The 15,079-nt window shown below is 72.2% G+C and carries 15 protein-coding genes; 3 read left to right on the top strand and 12 right to left on the bottom strand.

Annotated elements, in window-relative coordinates; translation table 11 throughout:
- Positions 1-93 precede the first annotated feature (93 nt).
- Genes ACFWAR_RS33300 through ACFWAR_RS33330 form a run of 7 tightly spaced genes read right to left on the bottom strand, consistent with a single transcriptional unit; the run spans position 94 to position 6,244 of the window.
- Positions 94-873: an exodeoxyribonuclease III gene (locus ACFWAR_RS33300; protein ID WP_385785453.1), complete on the bottom strand. Its 780-nt coding sequence runs from the start codon at positions 871-873 to the stop codon at positions 94-96.
- 57 nt (positions 874-930) lie between these two features.
- Positions 931-1,563 (bottom strand): MBL fold metallo-hydrolase, encoded by a 633-nt coding sequence (locus ACFWAR_RS33305; protein ID WP_385785456.1) that lies wholly within the window; start codon positions 1,561-1,563, stop codon positions 931-933.
- Positions 1,564-1,606: 43 nt separating this feature from the next.
- Positions 1,607-2,200: a hypothetical protein gene (locus ACFWAR_RS33310; protein ID WP_385785458.1), complete on the bottom strand. Its 594-nt coding sequence runs from the start codon at positions 2,198-2,200 to the stop codon at positions 1,607-1,609.
- Complete coding sequence (locus tag ACFWAR_RS33315; RefSeq protein ID WP_354383098.1) at positions 2,197-3,363, bottom strand: ROK family glucokinase; 1,167 nt, start codon at positions 3,361-3,363, stop codon at positions 2,197-2,199. The genes ACFWAR_RS33310 and ACFWAR_RS33315 overlap by 4 nt, the downstream gene beginning before the upstream one ends.
- Positions 3,364-3,378: 15 nt before the next feature.
- Entirely contained in the window at positions 3,379-4,206 is an 828-nt protein-coding gene (locus ACFWAR_RS33320) for an ATP-binding cassette domain-containing protein (protein ID WP_385785462.1), read from the bottom strand.
- Positions 4,203-5,237, bottom strand: coding sequence for an ABC transporter permease (locus tag ACFWAR_RS33325; RefSeq protein ID WP_385785464.1), 1,035 nt, complete (start codon positions 5,235-5,237; stop codon positions 4,203-4,205). Before ACFWAR_RS33325 ends, ACFWAR_RS33320 begins: the two co-directional genes overlap by 4 nt.
- A complete protein-coding gene (locus tag ACFWAR_RS33330) occupies positions 5,234-6,244 on the bottom strand; it encodes a sugar ABC transporter substrate-binding protein (protein ID WP_385785467.1) in 1,011 nt (336 codons plus the stop codon). The genes ACFWAR_RS33325 and ACFWAR_RS33330 overlap by 4 nt, the downstream gene beginning before the upstream one ends.
- 190 nt (positions 6,245-6,434) lie before the next feature.
- On the opposite strand from ACFWAR_RS33330, the gene ACFWAR_RS33335 reads away from it, so the two are divergent.
- Positions 6,435-7,439 (top strand): Gfo/Idh/MocA family oxidoreductase, encoded by a 1,005-nt coding sequence (locus ACFWAR_RS33335; RefSeq protein WP_385785469.1) that lies wholly within the window; start codon positions 6,435-6,437, stop codon positions 7,437-7,439.
- An 18-nt stretch (positions 7,440-7,457) separates the two neighbouring features.
- Here ACFWAR_RS33335 and ACFWAR_RS33340 read toward each other — a convergent pair whose 3' ends face one another.
- The 3 genes from ACFWAR_RS33340 to ACFWAR_RS33350 form a co-directional block, all read right to left on the bottom strand.
- On the bottom strand, positions 7,458-8,651 hold the full coding sequence (locus tag ACFWAR_RS33340; RefSeq protein ID WP_385785471.1) for a cytochrome P450: 1,194 nt from the start codon (positions 8,649-8,651) through the stop codon (positions 7,458-7,460).
- Between the two features lie 76 nt (positions 8,652-8,727).
- Positions 8,728-9,657, bottom strand: a complete 930-nt coding sequence (locus ACFWAR_RS33345; RefSeq protein ID WP_385785474.1) for a DMT family transporter — start codon at positions 9,655-9,657, stop codon at positions 8,728-8,730.
- A 125-nt stretch (positions 9,658-9,782) separates the two neighbouring features.
- Complete coding sequence (locus tag ACFWAR_RS33350) at positions 9,783-10,391, bottom strand: dihydrofolate reductase family protein (protein WP_385785477.1); 609 nt, start codon at positions 10,389-10,391, stop codon at positions 9,783-9,785.
- A 174-nt stretch (positions 10,392-10,565) separates the two neighbouring features.
- Here ACFWAR_RS33350 and ACFWAR_RS33355 point away from each other — a divergent pair, with 174 nt between their 5' ends.
- The gene (locus ACFWAR_RS33355; protein ID WP_385785479.1) at positions 10,566-11,348 is read left to right on the top strand and encodes a 3-oxoacyl-ACP reductase family protein; all 783 of its coding nucleotides are present in this window, start codon (positions 10,566-10,568) and stop codon (positions 11,346-11,348) included.
- An 89-nt stretch (positions 11,349-11,437) separates the two neighbouring features.
- Here ACFWAR_RS33355 and alc read toward each other — a convergent pair whose 3' ends face one another.
- Positions 11,438-12,553: an allantoicase gene (alc, locus tag ACFWAR_RS33360; RefSeq protein WP_385785482.1), complete on the bottom strand. Its 1,116-nt coding sequence runs from the start codon at positions 12,551-12,553 to the stop codon at positions 11,438-11,440.
- 2 nt (positions 12,554-12,555) lie between these two features.
- Positions 12,556-13,899: an allantoinase AllB gene (gene allB / locus ACFWAR_RS33365; protein ID WP_385785484.1), complete on the bottom strand. Its 1,344-nt coding sequence runs from the start codon at positions 13,897-13,899 to the stop codon at positions 12,556-12,558.
- Between the two features lie 327 nt (positions 13,900-14,226).
- Here allB and ACFWAR_RS33370 point away from each other — a divergent pair, with 327 nt between their 5' ends.
- Entirely contained in the window at positions 14,227-15,033 is an 807-nt protein-coding gene (locus tag ACFWAR_RS33370) for an IclR family transcriptional regulator (RefSeq protein ID WP_354383087.1), read from the top strand.
- The last annotated feature ends 46 nt before the right edge of the window (positions 15,034-15,079 follow it).

Raw genomic sequence — 15,079 nt, forward strand, 5'->3', positions numbered from 1 at the left:
GCACCCGCCGGGGGCCACAGGACGCGCCTGGATCGGCCCGATCCGGGCCCGGTGGGCTAAACCGCGCCCGCGGCCGTCTCGTTCGGAGACGCCCTAGACGTCGAGGTCCACGACGACCGGTGCGTGGTCGGAGGCGCCCTTGCCCTTGCGCTCCTCGCGGTCGACGTAGGCGTCCTTGACGGCGGCGACGAAGGGGGCGTTCCCGTACACGAGGTCGATGCGCATGCCCTTGTTCTTCGGGAAGGCGAGCATCCGGTAGTCCCAGAAGGTGTAGGGGCGGTCGTACTTGAGCGGGCGCGGCATCACGTCGGCGAGCCCGGTCGCGCGCAGCGTCTCCAGCGCCGCCCGCTCGGCGGGGGTGACGTGGGTCATCCCCTCGAAGACGGCCGGGTCCCAGACGTCCTCGTCGGTCGGCGCCACGTTGAAGTCGCCGAGCACCGCGAACGGGCGGGATCCCGCCGCGTCTTCGGCGACGGCCGTGCCCAGCGCGCGGAACCAGTCCAGCTTGTAGCCGTAGTGGTCGTGCTCCACCTCGCGGCCGTTGGGCACGTAGACCGACCAGACGCGCACTCCCCCGCAGGTCGCGGAGATGGCGCGCGGCTCCGCCACGCCCTCGTAGTCCGGGCCGCCGGGCAGCCCGGTGACGACGTCCTCCAGGCCGACCCGGGAGAGCAGGGCGACGCCGTTCCAGCGCCCGGTGGCGTTGACGGCCGACTCGTAGCCCAGCTCGCGCAGCTCGGCGTGCGGGAACTGCTCGGCGGAGCACTTGGTCTCCTGGATGCACAGCACGTCGGTGCCGCTGGACTCCAGCCAGGCCAGCAGCCGGGGCAGCCGGGCGGTGATCGAGTTGACGTTGAACGTGGCGATACGCATGTCCGTAACTTACCGCCAGGCACCGACACCCACCGGTCGGCCGCCCGGGGCAGGCGCTCAGAGGTCGGCGCTGTCCCCCGCGGTGAGCCGGCTGTGCGGGGCGCCGCCGAGGGCGCCGAGGGCGGTGTCGTAGATCGGCCGGGCGATGTCGGCGAGGTAGGCGTCGTGGATGTCGATGGCCGTGCGCGGTTTGACCTCGCGGACGTAGTCGATGACCTCGGCGATCTTGTTCCAGGGCGCGTGCACCGGCAGCAGCAGGGTGTCGACGGGGACGCCGGGTACGGTCAGCGCGTCGCCGGGGTGGAAGAGCGCGCCCTCGACGAGGTAGCCGACGTTGGTGACCCGGGGCATGTCCGGGTGGACCTCGGCGTGCAGCTCGCCGTGCACCTGTACGTCGAAACCGGCGGCCGTGAAGGCGTCGCCGTGGCCGACCGTGTGGACGCGGCCCGGGTAGGCGGGGGCCAGCCGCCCGGCGACGCTGGCGAGGGTCCACAGCCGGGCCCCGGGGTTCGCGTCGAGGGCGGCCCGCAGCCGGCCCTCGTCGAAGTGGTCGGGGTGCTCGTGGGTGACCAGGAGCACGTCCGCGCCGAGCCCGGCGTCCGGTTCGCTGAAGACGCCCGGATCGATGACGAGGGTGCGCCCGTCCTTCTCGACCTGGACGCAGGAGTGCAGCCGCTTGGTGAGCTTCATGATCCAAGGCTAGCCGGGGGTCGCGGCGGGGGCCAGGGACCGGCTACGGGGTGGCCGTGGAGACGATGTAGACCTTGGGCTTGGTCGGGACGGTCAGGTCGACGGTGATGTCCTGGCTCGGGCGCGGGTCGTTCTGCTCGTGCGTGGCGCCGTACCAGGCGTTCTTCGGGTTCCAGTTCCAGCCCGCGGCCTCGGTGTCGCGCTCGCCGATCGAGACGCCCCGGGTCAGGCCCTCGCGGCTGGTGCCCATCGAGGTCAGGAACTTGTCGAGCTCGTCCGGGGTGATCGCGAACTGCACGTAGAGCCTGCTGGTGCGCCAGTTGTTGGTCTCCAGGAAGCCGACCCGCCACGCCTTGTCCGGGATCGGCACCTCGTAGATGCTGCGCTGCACCTTGGAGGGCCAGCCCGCGCGCACCTTGGTGGCGCCGACCTTGGCCGCCTTCTCCTTGCCGCTCTGGCGGCTCTGCTGGGCGGCGATCGCGAGGTAGCCGGCGGGTACGCCGATCAGCAGCACGATGATGATCGCGGTGATCCAGCGGCGCCGCACGACGCGGCGCCGGGACTCGGCGGGCGTGGGGACGCCCCCCTCGTCGGGGGCCGGGGCCTGGCGCGGCAGGGTCGGGGGCGGGGGCGTCACGACTTTTCTGGTCCTTGTTCTTCGGACCCGGCGGCGGCCCGTCGGCCCGCCTGGGCATAGCGTTCGTAGCGTTCGACCCGGCGGCGGTTTGCACGGCGGAAGCGTCGGGCGACGAGCCGGGAGAGGTCGGCCGCACCGACCATACCCGCCTCGGGGCCGAGCTGGGCCTTCGCGATGCGGGCCTCGGGACGGTAGCCGCGGCCCGTCAGGTGGCGCCGGAAGGCGTCCCGGGCCGGGCCGATCAGCAGGTCGTCGGCCGCGCTGACCCCGCCGCCGATGACGAAGCACGAGGGGTCGAGGGCGGCGGCCAGGTTGGCGATGCCGACGCCGAGCCACTGGCCGATGTCCTGGAGCAGCTCGACGCACATGGCGTCGCCCTCGCGGGCCAGCTCGGTGATGAGCGGCCCGGTGATCTCCGTGACGTTCCCGCCGACCCGGGCGATCAGGCCGTGGGCGACCGGGGAGTCCGCCGCGGCCAGCTCGCGGGCCTCGCGGACCAGGGCGTTGCCGGAGCTGTACTGCTCCCAGCAGCCGCGGTTGCCGCACGGGCAGCGGTGGCCGCCGGGGACCACCTGCATGTGGCCGAACTCACCGGCCACGCCGAACTTGCCGCGCTTGACCCTGCCGTCCTCCAGGATCGCGCCGCCGATGCCGGTCCCGAGCGTGATCATGACGAGGTGGTCCTCGCCGCGCCCGGCGCCGAAGCGCCACTCCGCCCAGGCGGCGGTGTTGGCATCGTTGTCCACCATGACCGGCACGGCGAGCCGGGACTGGAGCGCGTCGCGCAGCGGCTCGTCGCGCCAGGCCAGGTGCGGGGCGAAGAGCACCCGCGAGCGGTCCGCGTCGACCCAGCCGGCCGCGCCGATGCCCACGGCGTGGACGTCGTGGCGGTCGGAGAGGTCCAGGACCAGCTCGACGATGGTGTCCTCGACGACCTTGGGGCTCTTGGACTTGTCGGGGGTCTCGGTGCGGATCTTCTCCAGGATGACGCCGTCGGCGTCGACGACGCCCGCCATCACCTTGGTGCCGCCGATGTCGATGCCGACGGTGGGGACTCGCGGGGCGGTCAGGTGCGACCGGCGCTCACGGGTTCCGACGGTCCGCAGGACGGTGCCTCGCGCCGAGCCCCGGTGGGCGAGCGTGAAGTCCCGGTACGTGCTCATCGAGTCGTGTCGTCCCTATGGTGCGGTGGTGCCGGCAGGGTCAGTGTGGGGCGGTGTTGCCCCCGATTCTGCCACCCGCTCCAGCTCATGGCTCAGCTCGTCCAGTTCCGAGCCACCCGCCATCTGCCGGGTGAGCTCGTCGAGGGTGATCGAATCGCGGGTGTGGCTGCCCGCCATCGCGCCCCGCTTGAGGAGCACGAAACGGTCTCCCACCAGGTACGCGTGGTGCGGGTTGTGCGTGATCAGGACCACGCCGAGGCCCGCGTCCCGGGCGGCGGCCACGTACTTGAGCACGACGCCGGACTGCTTGACGCCGAGGGCCGCCGTGGGCTCGTCCAGGACGAGCACCTTCGCGCCGAAGTGGACCGCCCTGGCGATGGCCACGCACTGGCGCTCGCCGCCGGACAGGGTGCCGATCGGCTGGTCGACGTCGCGCAGGTCGATGCCCATGCGCAGCAGCTCGGCGCGGGTGGTCTCGCGCATCAGGTCCACGTCGAGGCGGCGGAAGGGGCCGCGGCCCTTGGTGGGCTCGGAGCCCAGGAAGAAGTTGCGCCAGACGGGCATCAGGGGGACCACGGCGAGGTCCTGGTAGACCGTGGCGATGCCGTGGTCGAGGGCCGCGCGGGGATTGGCCAGAACCGTCTCCTCGCCCTCGATCTCGAAGCTGCCCGCGTCGTGCCGGTGCAGGCCCGCGATGATCTTGATGAGGGTGGACTTGCCCGCGCCGTTGTCACCGAGGACGCAGGTGATCTCGCCCGCCGAGACCTCCAGCGAGACGCCTTCGAGCGCGCGGATGTTGCCGTAGTACTTGCTGACGCCGGTCAGCTCCACCAGTGCGGTCACTTGCTGGCCTCCGCCCTCTTGCGCACCCAGGCATTGAGCAGCGTGGCCAGCAGGAGCATCGCGCCGAGGAAGAACTTGAACCAGTCCGGGTTCCACTGCGCGTACACGATGCCGTTGCTGGTCATGCCGAAGATGAAGGCGCCGACGGCCGAACCGATGGCGGAGCCGTAGCCGCCGGTCATCAGGCAGCCGCCGATGACGGCCGCGATGATGTACAGGAACTCGTTGCCGACGCCCTCGCCCGACTGGACCACGTCGAACGAGAACAGGATGTGCTGGCCCGAGATCCAGGCGCACAGCGCGACGCCCATGTAGAGCCCGATCCGGGTCTTGACCACGGGTACGCCGACCGCGCGGGCCGCGTCCGCGCCGCCGCCGACCGCGAAGATCCAGTTTCCGGCGCGGGTGCGCAGCAGGATCCAGGTGGCCACCGCGACCAGCAGCAGCCACCACAGGATGGTGACCCGCAGGGTGACCGAGCCGATGGTGAGCTGCGAGGCGAAGAGCGAGCGGGCGGAGGAGAAGCCCTCCATGTCGGCGATCGTCTTGGTGGAGACCGAGCCGCTGATCAGCTTGGTGAAGCCGAGGTTCAGGCCGGTCAGCATGAGGAAGGTGCCGAGGGTGATGATGAAGCTCGGCAGTTTCGTCCGGGTCAGCATGAACCCGTTGAAGAACCCGATGGCCAAGGTCACCAGCAGCGACACCAGGACGCCGACCCAGACGTTCGCGGTCATCTGGTAGCTGAACATCGAGCTGAACAGGGCCGAGGTGGTGACCATGACGCCGGCCGACAGGTCGAACTCGCCGCCGATCATGAGCAGGGCGACGGGGACCGCCATGATCCCGATGGTGGAGGCCGAGTACAGGATCGTGCTGAGGCTGGAGGCCCGCAGGAAGCTGTCGGCCGCGAAGGAGAAGAAGACGAAGACGGCGGCCGCGCCGACGACCGCGCCCAGCTCGGGTCGGCCGAGCAGCTTGCGCACGACGGACGTGGGGGCGAGCCGCTCGTCGGCGGCGGTGGCCGCGCTCATCGGCTGCCCCGCTTGATGAACTCCTCCAGCTTGGCCGCTTCGGCGCCGGTCACGATCTGCGGGCCGGTGAGCACCGGACGGCCGCCGCCGAGGGTGTCGGCGTTGTAGCGGTAGAGCCAGAGCAGGTCGACGGCCTCGTAGCCCTGGAGGTAGGGCTGCTGGTCGACGGCGAAGCCGAGGGCCCCGGACTTCAGGTCGCGGGCGACGGCCTCGTTGAGGTCGAAGGTGTCGACCTCCGCCTTGCTGCCCGCGGCGTCCTTGGCCTTGATCGCGGTGGGTGCGAAGGGCGCGCCGAGGGTGACCACCGCGTCGATCGCGGGGTCGGCCTGGAGCTTCGCCTGGATGGCCGCCTGCACGGAGGGCATGTTGGTGCCTTCGACGTACAGGTTCTCCAGGTCGCCGCCGAAGGTCTTCTTCGCACCGGCGCAGCGCTGCTCGTGGCCGACGTTGCCCTGCTCGTGCAGGACGCAGACGGCCTTCTTCTTGCCGCGCTTGGTCAGCTCGCCGCCGACGGCCTCGCCCGCGATCTCCTCGTCCTGGCCGATGTGGGTGAGGGCGCCGTACTCCTTGGACTGGGCGGAGCCGGAATTCACCGTGATCACCGGGATGCCGGCCTTGGTGGCCTTGCCGAGGACGTCCTTGAGGGCTTCGGGCTTGGCCAGGCTGACGATGATGCCCTGGACCTTCTGGTCGATGGCGTTCTGCACGAACTGGGCCTGCTGCTGCGCCTGGTCGTCGTGCGCGTAGACGAAGTTGATGTTGTCCTTCGCCGCGGCTTCCTTGGCGCCCTTCTGCACGATGTCCCAGAAGGTGTCGCCATCGCCCGCGTGGGTGATCATCGCGAAGGTCCAGCGCGGGGTGGAGACGGCCGGACGGCCCTGTTCGGCGGCCTTCGCCCGCTCCTCGGCGCGCTTGCCGCCCGTACTGCTGCACCCCGCGAGGGAGGCCCCCAGTACCGCCGCGAGCACGGCGCCCACGACGCGTACCCCTGTCCGAACCCTAGCCACGTCTGTCGTGCCCTTCCCTCGTCCTGAACGTCCTGGAATCGTGCGGTCGCCGCGCCGGTCGTGCGGGGCGGTCGTCAATGCGGTCATTCCGGTTCCAGCCGCCCAGTATCCGCCACAGTGGACCATGGGGTCGTCATCGGGGCAGGCCGGGCGGATTGACAGGTGACCCGGACGGGGTCACGTTGAGTGCATGCGCATCGGGCTCATCGGTACGGGCCGGATCGGTTCCTTCCATGCCGCGTCGCTGGCCCACCAGCCGCAGGCGGGATCGTTGGTGCTCGCCGACGCCGACCCGGGGCGGGCGGCGCTGCTCGCCGCCCGGCTGGGGGCGACCGCCGCGCCCAGTGTCGACCAGATCTTCAGCTGGGGCGTGGACGCGGTGGTGGTGGCGTGCGCGACGCCGGGCCACGCCGAGCTGGTGGTGCGGGCGGCGCGCTCCGGTCTGCCGGTCTTCTGCGAGAAGCCCGTGGCGGCCGATCTGGGGCGCAGCCTGGCGGTGCTGCGCGAGGTGGCGGCCGTGGGCGGGGTGCTCCAGGTGGGCTTCATGCGGCGCTTCGACGCGGGGTACGTGACGGCGCGCGAGCTGGTGCGCTCCGGCGCGCTGGGCCGGTTGCACACCGTCCGCACGATGACCGCGGATCCGGAGCCGCCGTCCGCCGCCTATCTGGCCGGATCCGGCGGTCTGTACCGGGACTGCCTCGTGCACGACTTCGACGCGGTGCGCTGGGTGACCGGTCAGGAGGTGACCGAGGTCTACGCGACGGGCTCGGACGCGGGGCCCCCACAGTTCCGCGCGACGGGCGACGTGGACACGGCGGCGGCGGTGCTGACCCTGACCGACGGGACCCTGGTGACCTGCACCGGCGGCCGCTGCAACGGCGCCGGGTACGACGTGCGGATGGAGCTCGCCGGTGAGCTGGACCAGGTCTCGGCGGGGCTGGACGACCGGACGCCGATCGCCTCGACCGAACCCCAGGGCCCGCCCCCGGCGACCAAGCCGTGGGCGGGGTTCCTGGAGCGGTTCGGGCCCGCCTACGAGGCCGAGCTGGCCGCCTTCGTGAGCCTGGTCCGCGGCGAGGGGCCCAATCCGTGCGACGGCCGGGAGGCGCTGGCCGCGCTGCGGATCGCCGAGGCCTGCGAGCTGTCCCGGCGGGAGCGCCGCCGGGTCGCCCTCGCCGAGCTGCCGGACCTCTGAGCGGGCGCTCACCCGCGGCTACCAGCTCACCGGGAGCCGGGTGACCCCCCTCATCAGACTGCCGCCGAGCCACACCGGCGGGCCGCCGGCCGGGTCGTCGGCCAGGTCGGGGAATCGTTCCAGCAGCGACCGGACGGCGATCTTGCCCTCCATCCGGGCGAGCGGGGCGCCGATGCAGAAGTGCAGGCCGTGCCCGAAGGCGAGGTGGCCGTGCGGGGCGCGGCGGACGTCGAAGGTGTCCGCGTCGGCGAAGCGGCCCGGATCGCGGTCGGCGGAGGCCAGCGAGACCACCACGGTCGACCCGGCCGCGATGAGCGTGCCGCCGATCTCCACGTCCTCGCGGGCGTAGCGGTAGGTGGAGTTCTGCACGGGGCCGTCGTAGCGGAGCATCTCCTCCACGGCGCCGTCGATGAGCCCGTCGTAGTCGGCGCGCAGGGCGGCCAGCTGGTCGGGGTGGGCGAGCAGCGCCCGTACGCCGTTGGAGATGAGGTTGACGGTGGTCTCGTGGCCCGCGACCAGCAGCAGGAAGGCCATGCCGATCAGCTCGTCGGGCGAGAGCGAGTCGCCGTCCTCGTCCCGGGTCCGGATCAGCTCGCTGAGCAGGTCCTCGCCCGGGGCCTTGGCCTTGGCCTCGACCAGTTCGGCGAGGAAGGCGCTGAGCGCCCGGTGCGCGCTGCCGTCCCCGCTCGCGGCGGTGGGCGCGACGATCTCGTTGGACCAGAAGCGGAACCGCTCGCGGTCCATGTCGGGGACACCGAGCAGCTCGCAGATCACGGTCATCGGAAGCGGGAAGGCCAGGGCCGCGATGAGGTCGGCGGTGCGCTCGGGCCGGGCGGCCATCGCGTCGAGGAGTTCGTCGGTGACCTGCTGGACGCGGGGGCGCAGCGCCTCGATGCGGCGGCCGGTGAACGCCCGGGCGACCAGTCGGCGCAGTCGGGTGTGGTGCGGGGGGTCGGATTCCAGCATGTTCGCGTTGGCCGCGGTGACGAGGGCGTCGGAGAACTGGCCGGACGTGCGCCAGTCCTTCGACAGGGCGGGGTGGTTGAGGGCTTGGCGGGCCTCGTCGTGGCCGACGATCAGCCAGCTGGGTTCGAACTCGTCGGCGTAGACGGTGGCCCGGTGGACCGGTCCCGCCGCGCGGAGTCTGGCGTAGAAGGAATAGGGGTCGGCGGCGAAGTCCGCATCGCTCCCGCTGATGTCCACTACTGGCATCGGTCCACCGTACGACCGCTGTTCACCCGTGGATGCGGCGTTTTCGGCCACTCGCCGACGGGTGCGCCGCGTCGGCTCAGACGTCCGCCGGAGTGGCGGCGCGGCGGCCCCACGCGGTGCCCACCAGGACCAGGGCGGCGCCCACGAGACCTGCCGCGCCCAGGTGTTCGCCGCCGATGGCGATGCCCGCGGCGGCCGCCCACAGCGGTTCGGTGCCGAGCAGCAGGCTGACCCGGGACGGGGAGGTGCGGCGCACGGCCCATATCTGCACGAAGAACGCGAACAGCGTGCACAGGACGGCGAGGAAGGCGAGTCCCGCCCACTGGCCGGGGCCGAGGTCCGCCGCCGCGGCCCACGGCGTGGCGCCGGTGCCGGGCAGGGTCGCGAGCAGGGCGAAGACCAGGACGGCGGAGCCGAGCTGAACGGTGGTCAGCGAGAGCGAGTCGGCGCCCTGGAGGGCCTTCATCCGGGCCATCAGCAGGACGTGCAGGGTCCGGGCGCAGGCGGCGCCGAGGATGAGCAGGTCACCGGTGGAGGGAGCGGTGAAGCCCGCGCCCTGGGTGAGCAGGACGACCCCGGTGACGGAGACGGCCGCGGCGCCCAGGAAGGCGGCCGGGGGCCGCACCCGGCGCACGGCGGCCTCGGCGAGCGGGGTGAAGATCATGGTCAGGCTGATGATCAGCCCGGCGTTGGTGGCGGAGGTGTGCACCACCCCGTAGGTCTCCAGCAGGAAGATCCCGCCGACGACCAGGCCCAACAGGGCCGCCCCGCGGACCTGGGCGGACCCCAGGGCGCGCAGCCGCCGGGCGCCGACGACCACGAGGACGGGCAGCACGAGGAGGAAGCGCAGCACCAGGACCGCGATCACGGTGTGGCCGGTGGTGACGCCCTTGGCGGCGAGGTAGCTGCCGCCCCAGAACACGGCGACGAGCAGGACCGGCAGGTCGGCGAGCCAGGCGCGGCGGGGTGCGAGGGCGGGCGCCGGTACGGCGGCGAGCGAGGACACGGGTCTCCAACGGTCGGCGTGAGGTGGAGACTTCGGTGGCTCGCACGGATGCGGTCACCGTACCGGAGCACTACCTGCGGGGTACACCCTGTTTCGCCTGGTGGGCGGGCGGCCCGGCCGGCGCCTCAGAAGGAGCCGAAGGCGGCTGGGCCCGCGGGGCGGTAGGTGAGCACGGCGACCCCTCCGTCGGTGATCCGGGAGGCGGTGAGTTCGCAGGTGGTGGGCGCTCCCCCGACCGGGAAGAGGCGCCGCCCGGCGCCCAGGAAGACGGGGTAGACCAGCAGGTTGAGCTCGTCGACGAGGTCACGGGCGAGCAGTTCCCCGACCAGTTCCGCGCTGCCCCAGATGTGCACCTCGCCGTCGGTAGCCGCCTTGATCCGGGCGATCTCCGCCGCCAGGTCCGGACCGAGGACGGTGGCGCCCCCCCAGGCCGGGTCCTCGAGGGTGCGGGAGACCACGTACTTGGGCGCGGAGTTCAGCTTGGCCGCGATGGCGTTGGCGGGGTCGGTCTGCCGGGGCCAGTACCCGGCGAAGATCTCGTACGTGCGGCGGCCGAGCAGGAAGGCCCCGGCGCGGTCGAAGGCCTCGGTGATGAACGCGCCCACGCCCTCGTCCTCGAAGGGCACCTGCCAGCCGCCGTAGGAGAAGCCGCCGCTCGGGTCCTCCTCGGGGCCGCCGGGGGCCTGCATCACGCCGTCGAGGGTGAGGAAGGTGATGAGGGTCAGCTTGCTCATGGCGGTTCGTCTCCTTGCGGGGGGGGCTGGTACGCCACCTCAGACTCCCGGCCGCCACCGGACTCGTCGGCGCGGCGCGCGTGAACGCGACGTCCGATTCCTGCCAGCGCGGGTACGGCCCCGCCGGTTTCATTGAACCCGCAACCACTTAGGACTTTCACGCGGAGGAACACGATGGACACGACCGTGCACACGAACGGCAACACCGGCGACACCGGCAACGGCGCGACGGGCCGGGTCGCCCTGGTCACGGGCGGCAGCCGGGGCATCGGCGCGGCGACCGCGCTGCGCCTGGCCGCCGACGGCGCGGACGTGGCGATCACCTACGTCAGCGACGCGGAGGCGGCGGCGGAGGTCGTCCACAAGATCGAGGCGTACGGACGCCGCGCCCTGGCCGTACGGTCGGACTCGGGCGACCCGGCCGCCGCCGCCGACGCGGTGGAGCGCACCGTCCGGGAGCTGGGGCGGCTGGACGTCCTGGTCAACAACGCGGGCGTGGGCGTGCTCGGACCGCTGGAGACCCTCACGGTCGCCGATGTGGACCGGGTGCTCGCGGTCAACGTCCGCGGGGCGTTCCTCTCGGCCCAGGCGGCCGCGGCCCGGCTGGACCGGGGCGGCCGGATCATCACCATCGGCAGCTGCATGACCCAGCGCGTGCCGGGGCCGGGCGGCTCCCTCTACGCGACGAGCAAGGCGGCGCTCACGGGGCTGACCAAGGCGCTGGCCCGGGAGCTGGGCGAGCGCGGCATCACGGCGAACCTGGTGCACCCGGGTCCGGTGGACACCGACATGAACCCGGCCGACGGACCGTACGCCGCCGGGCAGAGCGCGATGACGGCCCTCGGGCGCTTCGGCACCCCGGACGAGGTGGCGGCGACGGTGTCCTTCCTCGCCGGACCGGACGCGGCCTACGTCACGGGCGCCGAGTTCTCGGTGGACGGCGGCCACGCGGCGTAGGCCCGGGCGCGATGCCCGCGCACACGCCTGTGGGGCGCACCGGTCGGCCGGACCGACCGGTGCGCCCCACAGGGCCGTTCAGCGCGGGATCAGCCGCCCAGCTCCTGGTGACGGGCGGTCAGGGCGGTCGCGCCCTGCTCCGTCAGCGAGCCGAACAGGCGCAGCCGGGAGAAGCCGCCGTCCGGGAAGATGTCGATGCGCACGTGGCTGCCGACCGCCGGGGCGTCCAGCACGAACCGGTGGTTGGTGTCGGGCTGCAGGCGGGTGCGCGGCAGGAACTCCTGCCACTCGCCCTCCTCGCCGGACTTGATCGAGAGCGAGGCCCAACCGGCCGAGTTGCCCTTGAGGTAGGCCGTGTCGATCTCGACCGCGCGGATCTCGGACTCGGCGACGAGCTGGTAGCGGATCCAGTCGTTGCCGTTGTCACGGCGACGGGCGGTCTCCCAGCCGTCGTCCATCTTGCGGGAGCGGCCCGGGGCGATGGTGTTGGTCGGCGGGGAGTAGAAGCGGTTGGACGCGTCCTGCACCGAACCGCCGTTCTCCAGCGCGACGACGTCGAAGGAGCCGAGCGCGGCGAGCCACTGCGGGTCCGGGACGACCTCGCCGTAGACGCGCAGGCGGGCCACGCCGCCGTCGGGGTGCTGGTTGAGGCGCAGGTGCGTGAAGCGCTGCTCGGCGGTGACCTCGAAGCCGTTGGCCGCGTGGCCGCCGACGGCGGTGCGCGGGACGAGGGTCGTCCACTTCACGTCGTCGCCGAGGAGCTCCTCGGGGGTCGGGGCGCCCGCCACCGAGGTGCCCTCGACGGAGACCGCCTGCGGCATGTTGCCGCGGAAGTGCGCGGTGTCGACGACGATGCCGCGGATCACGCCGGGGGCGCCGAGGCGGATCAGCGCGAAGTCGTGGTCCTCGGGGGTCGGCCAGGGCTGCTCGGCGGAGATGCCGCGGCGACGGCGGGTCTCCCAGCCGTCCATGACCTTGCCCTTGTGGCCGAAGTGCTCCGGGTCGAAGTGGGCGGCCTCTTCGATGAGCAGGTTCTCCCGCTCGGCGAAGAACTCGTCGTTGGCGAAGGTGACGCCGGCGCCCAGGGTGCGGGCGGCGAGGTTCGCGTACTGGGTGAACGGGAAGTCCGCGGTGCGGTAGTCCGCGTACGGGTCGCCGCCGCCGTACGGGTTCGCGTTGCCGGTGAAGGAGGGAATCGCCGTCACAGTCAGTTCTGCCTTTCGAGGAGTCGGCCGGTGGGCTCGTTCGGGGTGCCGTGGTCGGCGATCTGCGTACCGCGCAGCCAGGTGGACTTCACGACGCCGTGCAGGGTCTTGCCCGCGTACGCCGTGACCCGGTTGCGGTGGTGCAGGTGGGCCGGATCCACGGTGAAGGTCTCTTCGGGGGCCAGGACGGCGAAGTCGGCGTCGCGGCCGACCTCGATCGCGCCCTTGTCCGCCAGGCCCGCCAGCTTCGCCGGAGCGGCGGACATCCAGCGGACGACGTCCTCCAGGGAGTGCCCGCGCTCGCGCGCCGCGGTCCAGATCGCCGGGAGGCCCAGCTGGAGGGAGGAGATGCCGCCCCAGGCGGTGGCGAAGTCGTTCGTCTTGAGGTCCGCCGTGGAGGGCGAGTGGTCGGAGACGATGCAGTCGATGGTGCCGTCGGCGAGCGCCTCCCACAGGAGGTCCTGGTTCGCGGCCTCGCGGATGGGCGGGCAGCACTTGAACTCGCTCGCGCCGTCCGGCACTTCCTCGGCCGTCAGGGTGAGGTAGTGCGGGCAGGACTCGACCGTGATCCGCACGCCCTCGGCCTTGGCGGCGGCGATCAGCGGCAGCGCGTCCGAGGAGGACAGGTGCAGCACGTGGACCCGGGCGTCGAGGCGCTTGGCCTGGGCGATCAGGTTCTGGATCGCGGTGTTCTCGGAGTCCCGCGGGCGGGAGGCGAGGAAGTCGGCGTACTTGGGGCCCGGCACCTGCGGCGCGGACTCCAGGTGGTGCGGGTCCTCGGCGTGCACGATCATCAGGCCGCCGAAGCCGCTGATCTCGGCGAGGGAGGTGGCCAGCTGCTCCTGGTCGAGCTCGGGGAACTCGTCCACGCCGGAGGGCGACAGGAAGCACTTGAAGCCGTAGACCCCGGCGTCGTGCAGCGGGCGCAGGTCCTTGACGTTGTCGGGCAGCGCGCCGCCCCAGAAGCCGACGTCCACGTGCGCCTTGGCCCGGGCGACCTCCTGCTTGACGCGCAGGTTGTCGACCGAGGTGGTCGGCGGGAGGGAGTTGAGCGGCATGTCCAGGATGGTGGTGATGCCACCGGCCGCGGCGGCGCGGGTGGCCGTCCAGAAGCCTTCCCACTCCGTGCGGCCCGGGTCGTTCACATGGACGTGGGTGTCGACCAGGCCGGGGAGCAGGACGTCGTCGCCGAAGTCCTCCAGCCGGGCGCCGGCCGGTACCTCGGCCTCGTACGGCAGTACGGCCGTGATCTTCCCGGCGGCGACGGCGACCGAGGCGGCACGCGTCCCCTCGGGGGTGATGACGCGCGTCGAGCGCAGTACCAGTTCCACGACGTCGGCGGACACCGGAACCTCCCCATCTACTTCCACAGAGCGAAATTCAACGTTCTGTTGACGGAGTCTTCACGCCGATGCGGAGCCAGTCAAGAGCCCCCGGACGGACCACTGACACACCTCCATCGCAATTGGATGTTTCCACAGGATGGAATTAAGATTTCGCTCTACAGAATGTAGCTACCACCACCGGGGCTCCGGCGGAGGTCCCCGCAAGGCTGTCCGGCACCCGGACAAACCGGCTCTGACCGGCAGGGACGGCCTGGCCCCGGCACTAGGGCCGGTGCGGACCGCCGGGTAGGCTGCTGCCTTGCCTGCCAGCACCGAAAGGACCGCGCCGTGCCGACGTCCAGCGCCAGCACCACCGACGCTTCCGCCAAGAGCCCTGCCGCCAGCGGTGGCGTCCAGTCCCTTGAGCGCGCCTTTGATCTGCTCGAACGCATGGCCGACGCCGGGGGCGAGGTCGGCCTGAGCGAGCTGTCCGCCGCCAGCGGTCTGCCGCTGCCCACCATCCATCGCCTCATGCGCACCCTCGTGGCGTGCGGCTACGTCCGGCAGCAGCCCAACCGACGGTACTCCCTCGGCCCCCGCCTGATCCGCCTGGGCGAGTCCGCGTCGCGCCTGCTGGGCACCTGGGCCCGCCCCTACCTGGCCCGTCTGGTCGAGGAGACCGGCGAGACGGCGAACATGGCCCTGCTCGACGGGGACGAGATCGTCTACGTCGCCCAGGTGCCCTCGAAGCACTCCATGCGCATGTTCACCGAGGTCGGCCGCCGGGTGCTGCCGCACTCCACCGGCGTGGGCAAGGCGCTGCTCGCGTACACCCCCGCCGACGAGGTACGGGCCCTGCTGGCCCGCACCGGCATGCCGGCCGCGACCGAGAAGACCATCACCACCCCCGAGGGCTTCCTCGCGGCGCTGGAGCAGGTCCGCGAGGTCGGTTACGCCGTCGACGACAACGAGCAGGAGATAGGGGTCCGCTGCCTCGCCGTCTCGGTGCCCAACTCGCCGACGGCCGCCGCGATCTCCATCTCGGGTCCCGCCGGTCGGGTCACCGAGGCCCTGACCGACTCGATCGTGCCGATCCTCCAGGGGATCGCGGCCGAGCTGTCGGTGGCGCTCGCCACGCAGAACCCGGCGCAGTAGGTCCCGCCACGGCGACGGCCCCGGTCCCCTCCGCACGGACGGGACC

Source organism: Streptomyces sp. NPDC059917 (assembly GCF_042730635.1).
GTDB lineage: Bacteria > Actinomycetota > Actinomycetes > Streptomycetales > Streptomycetaceae > Streptomyces.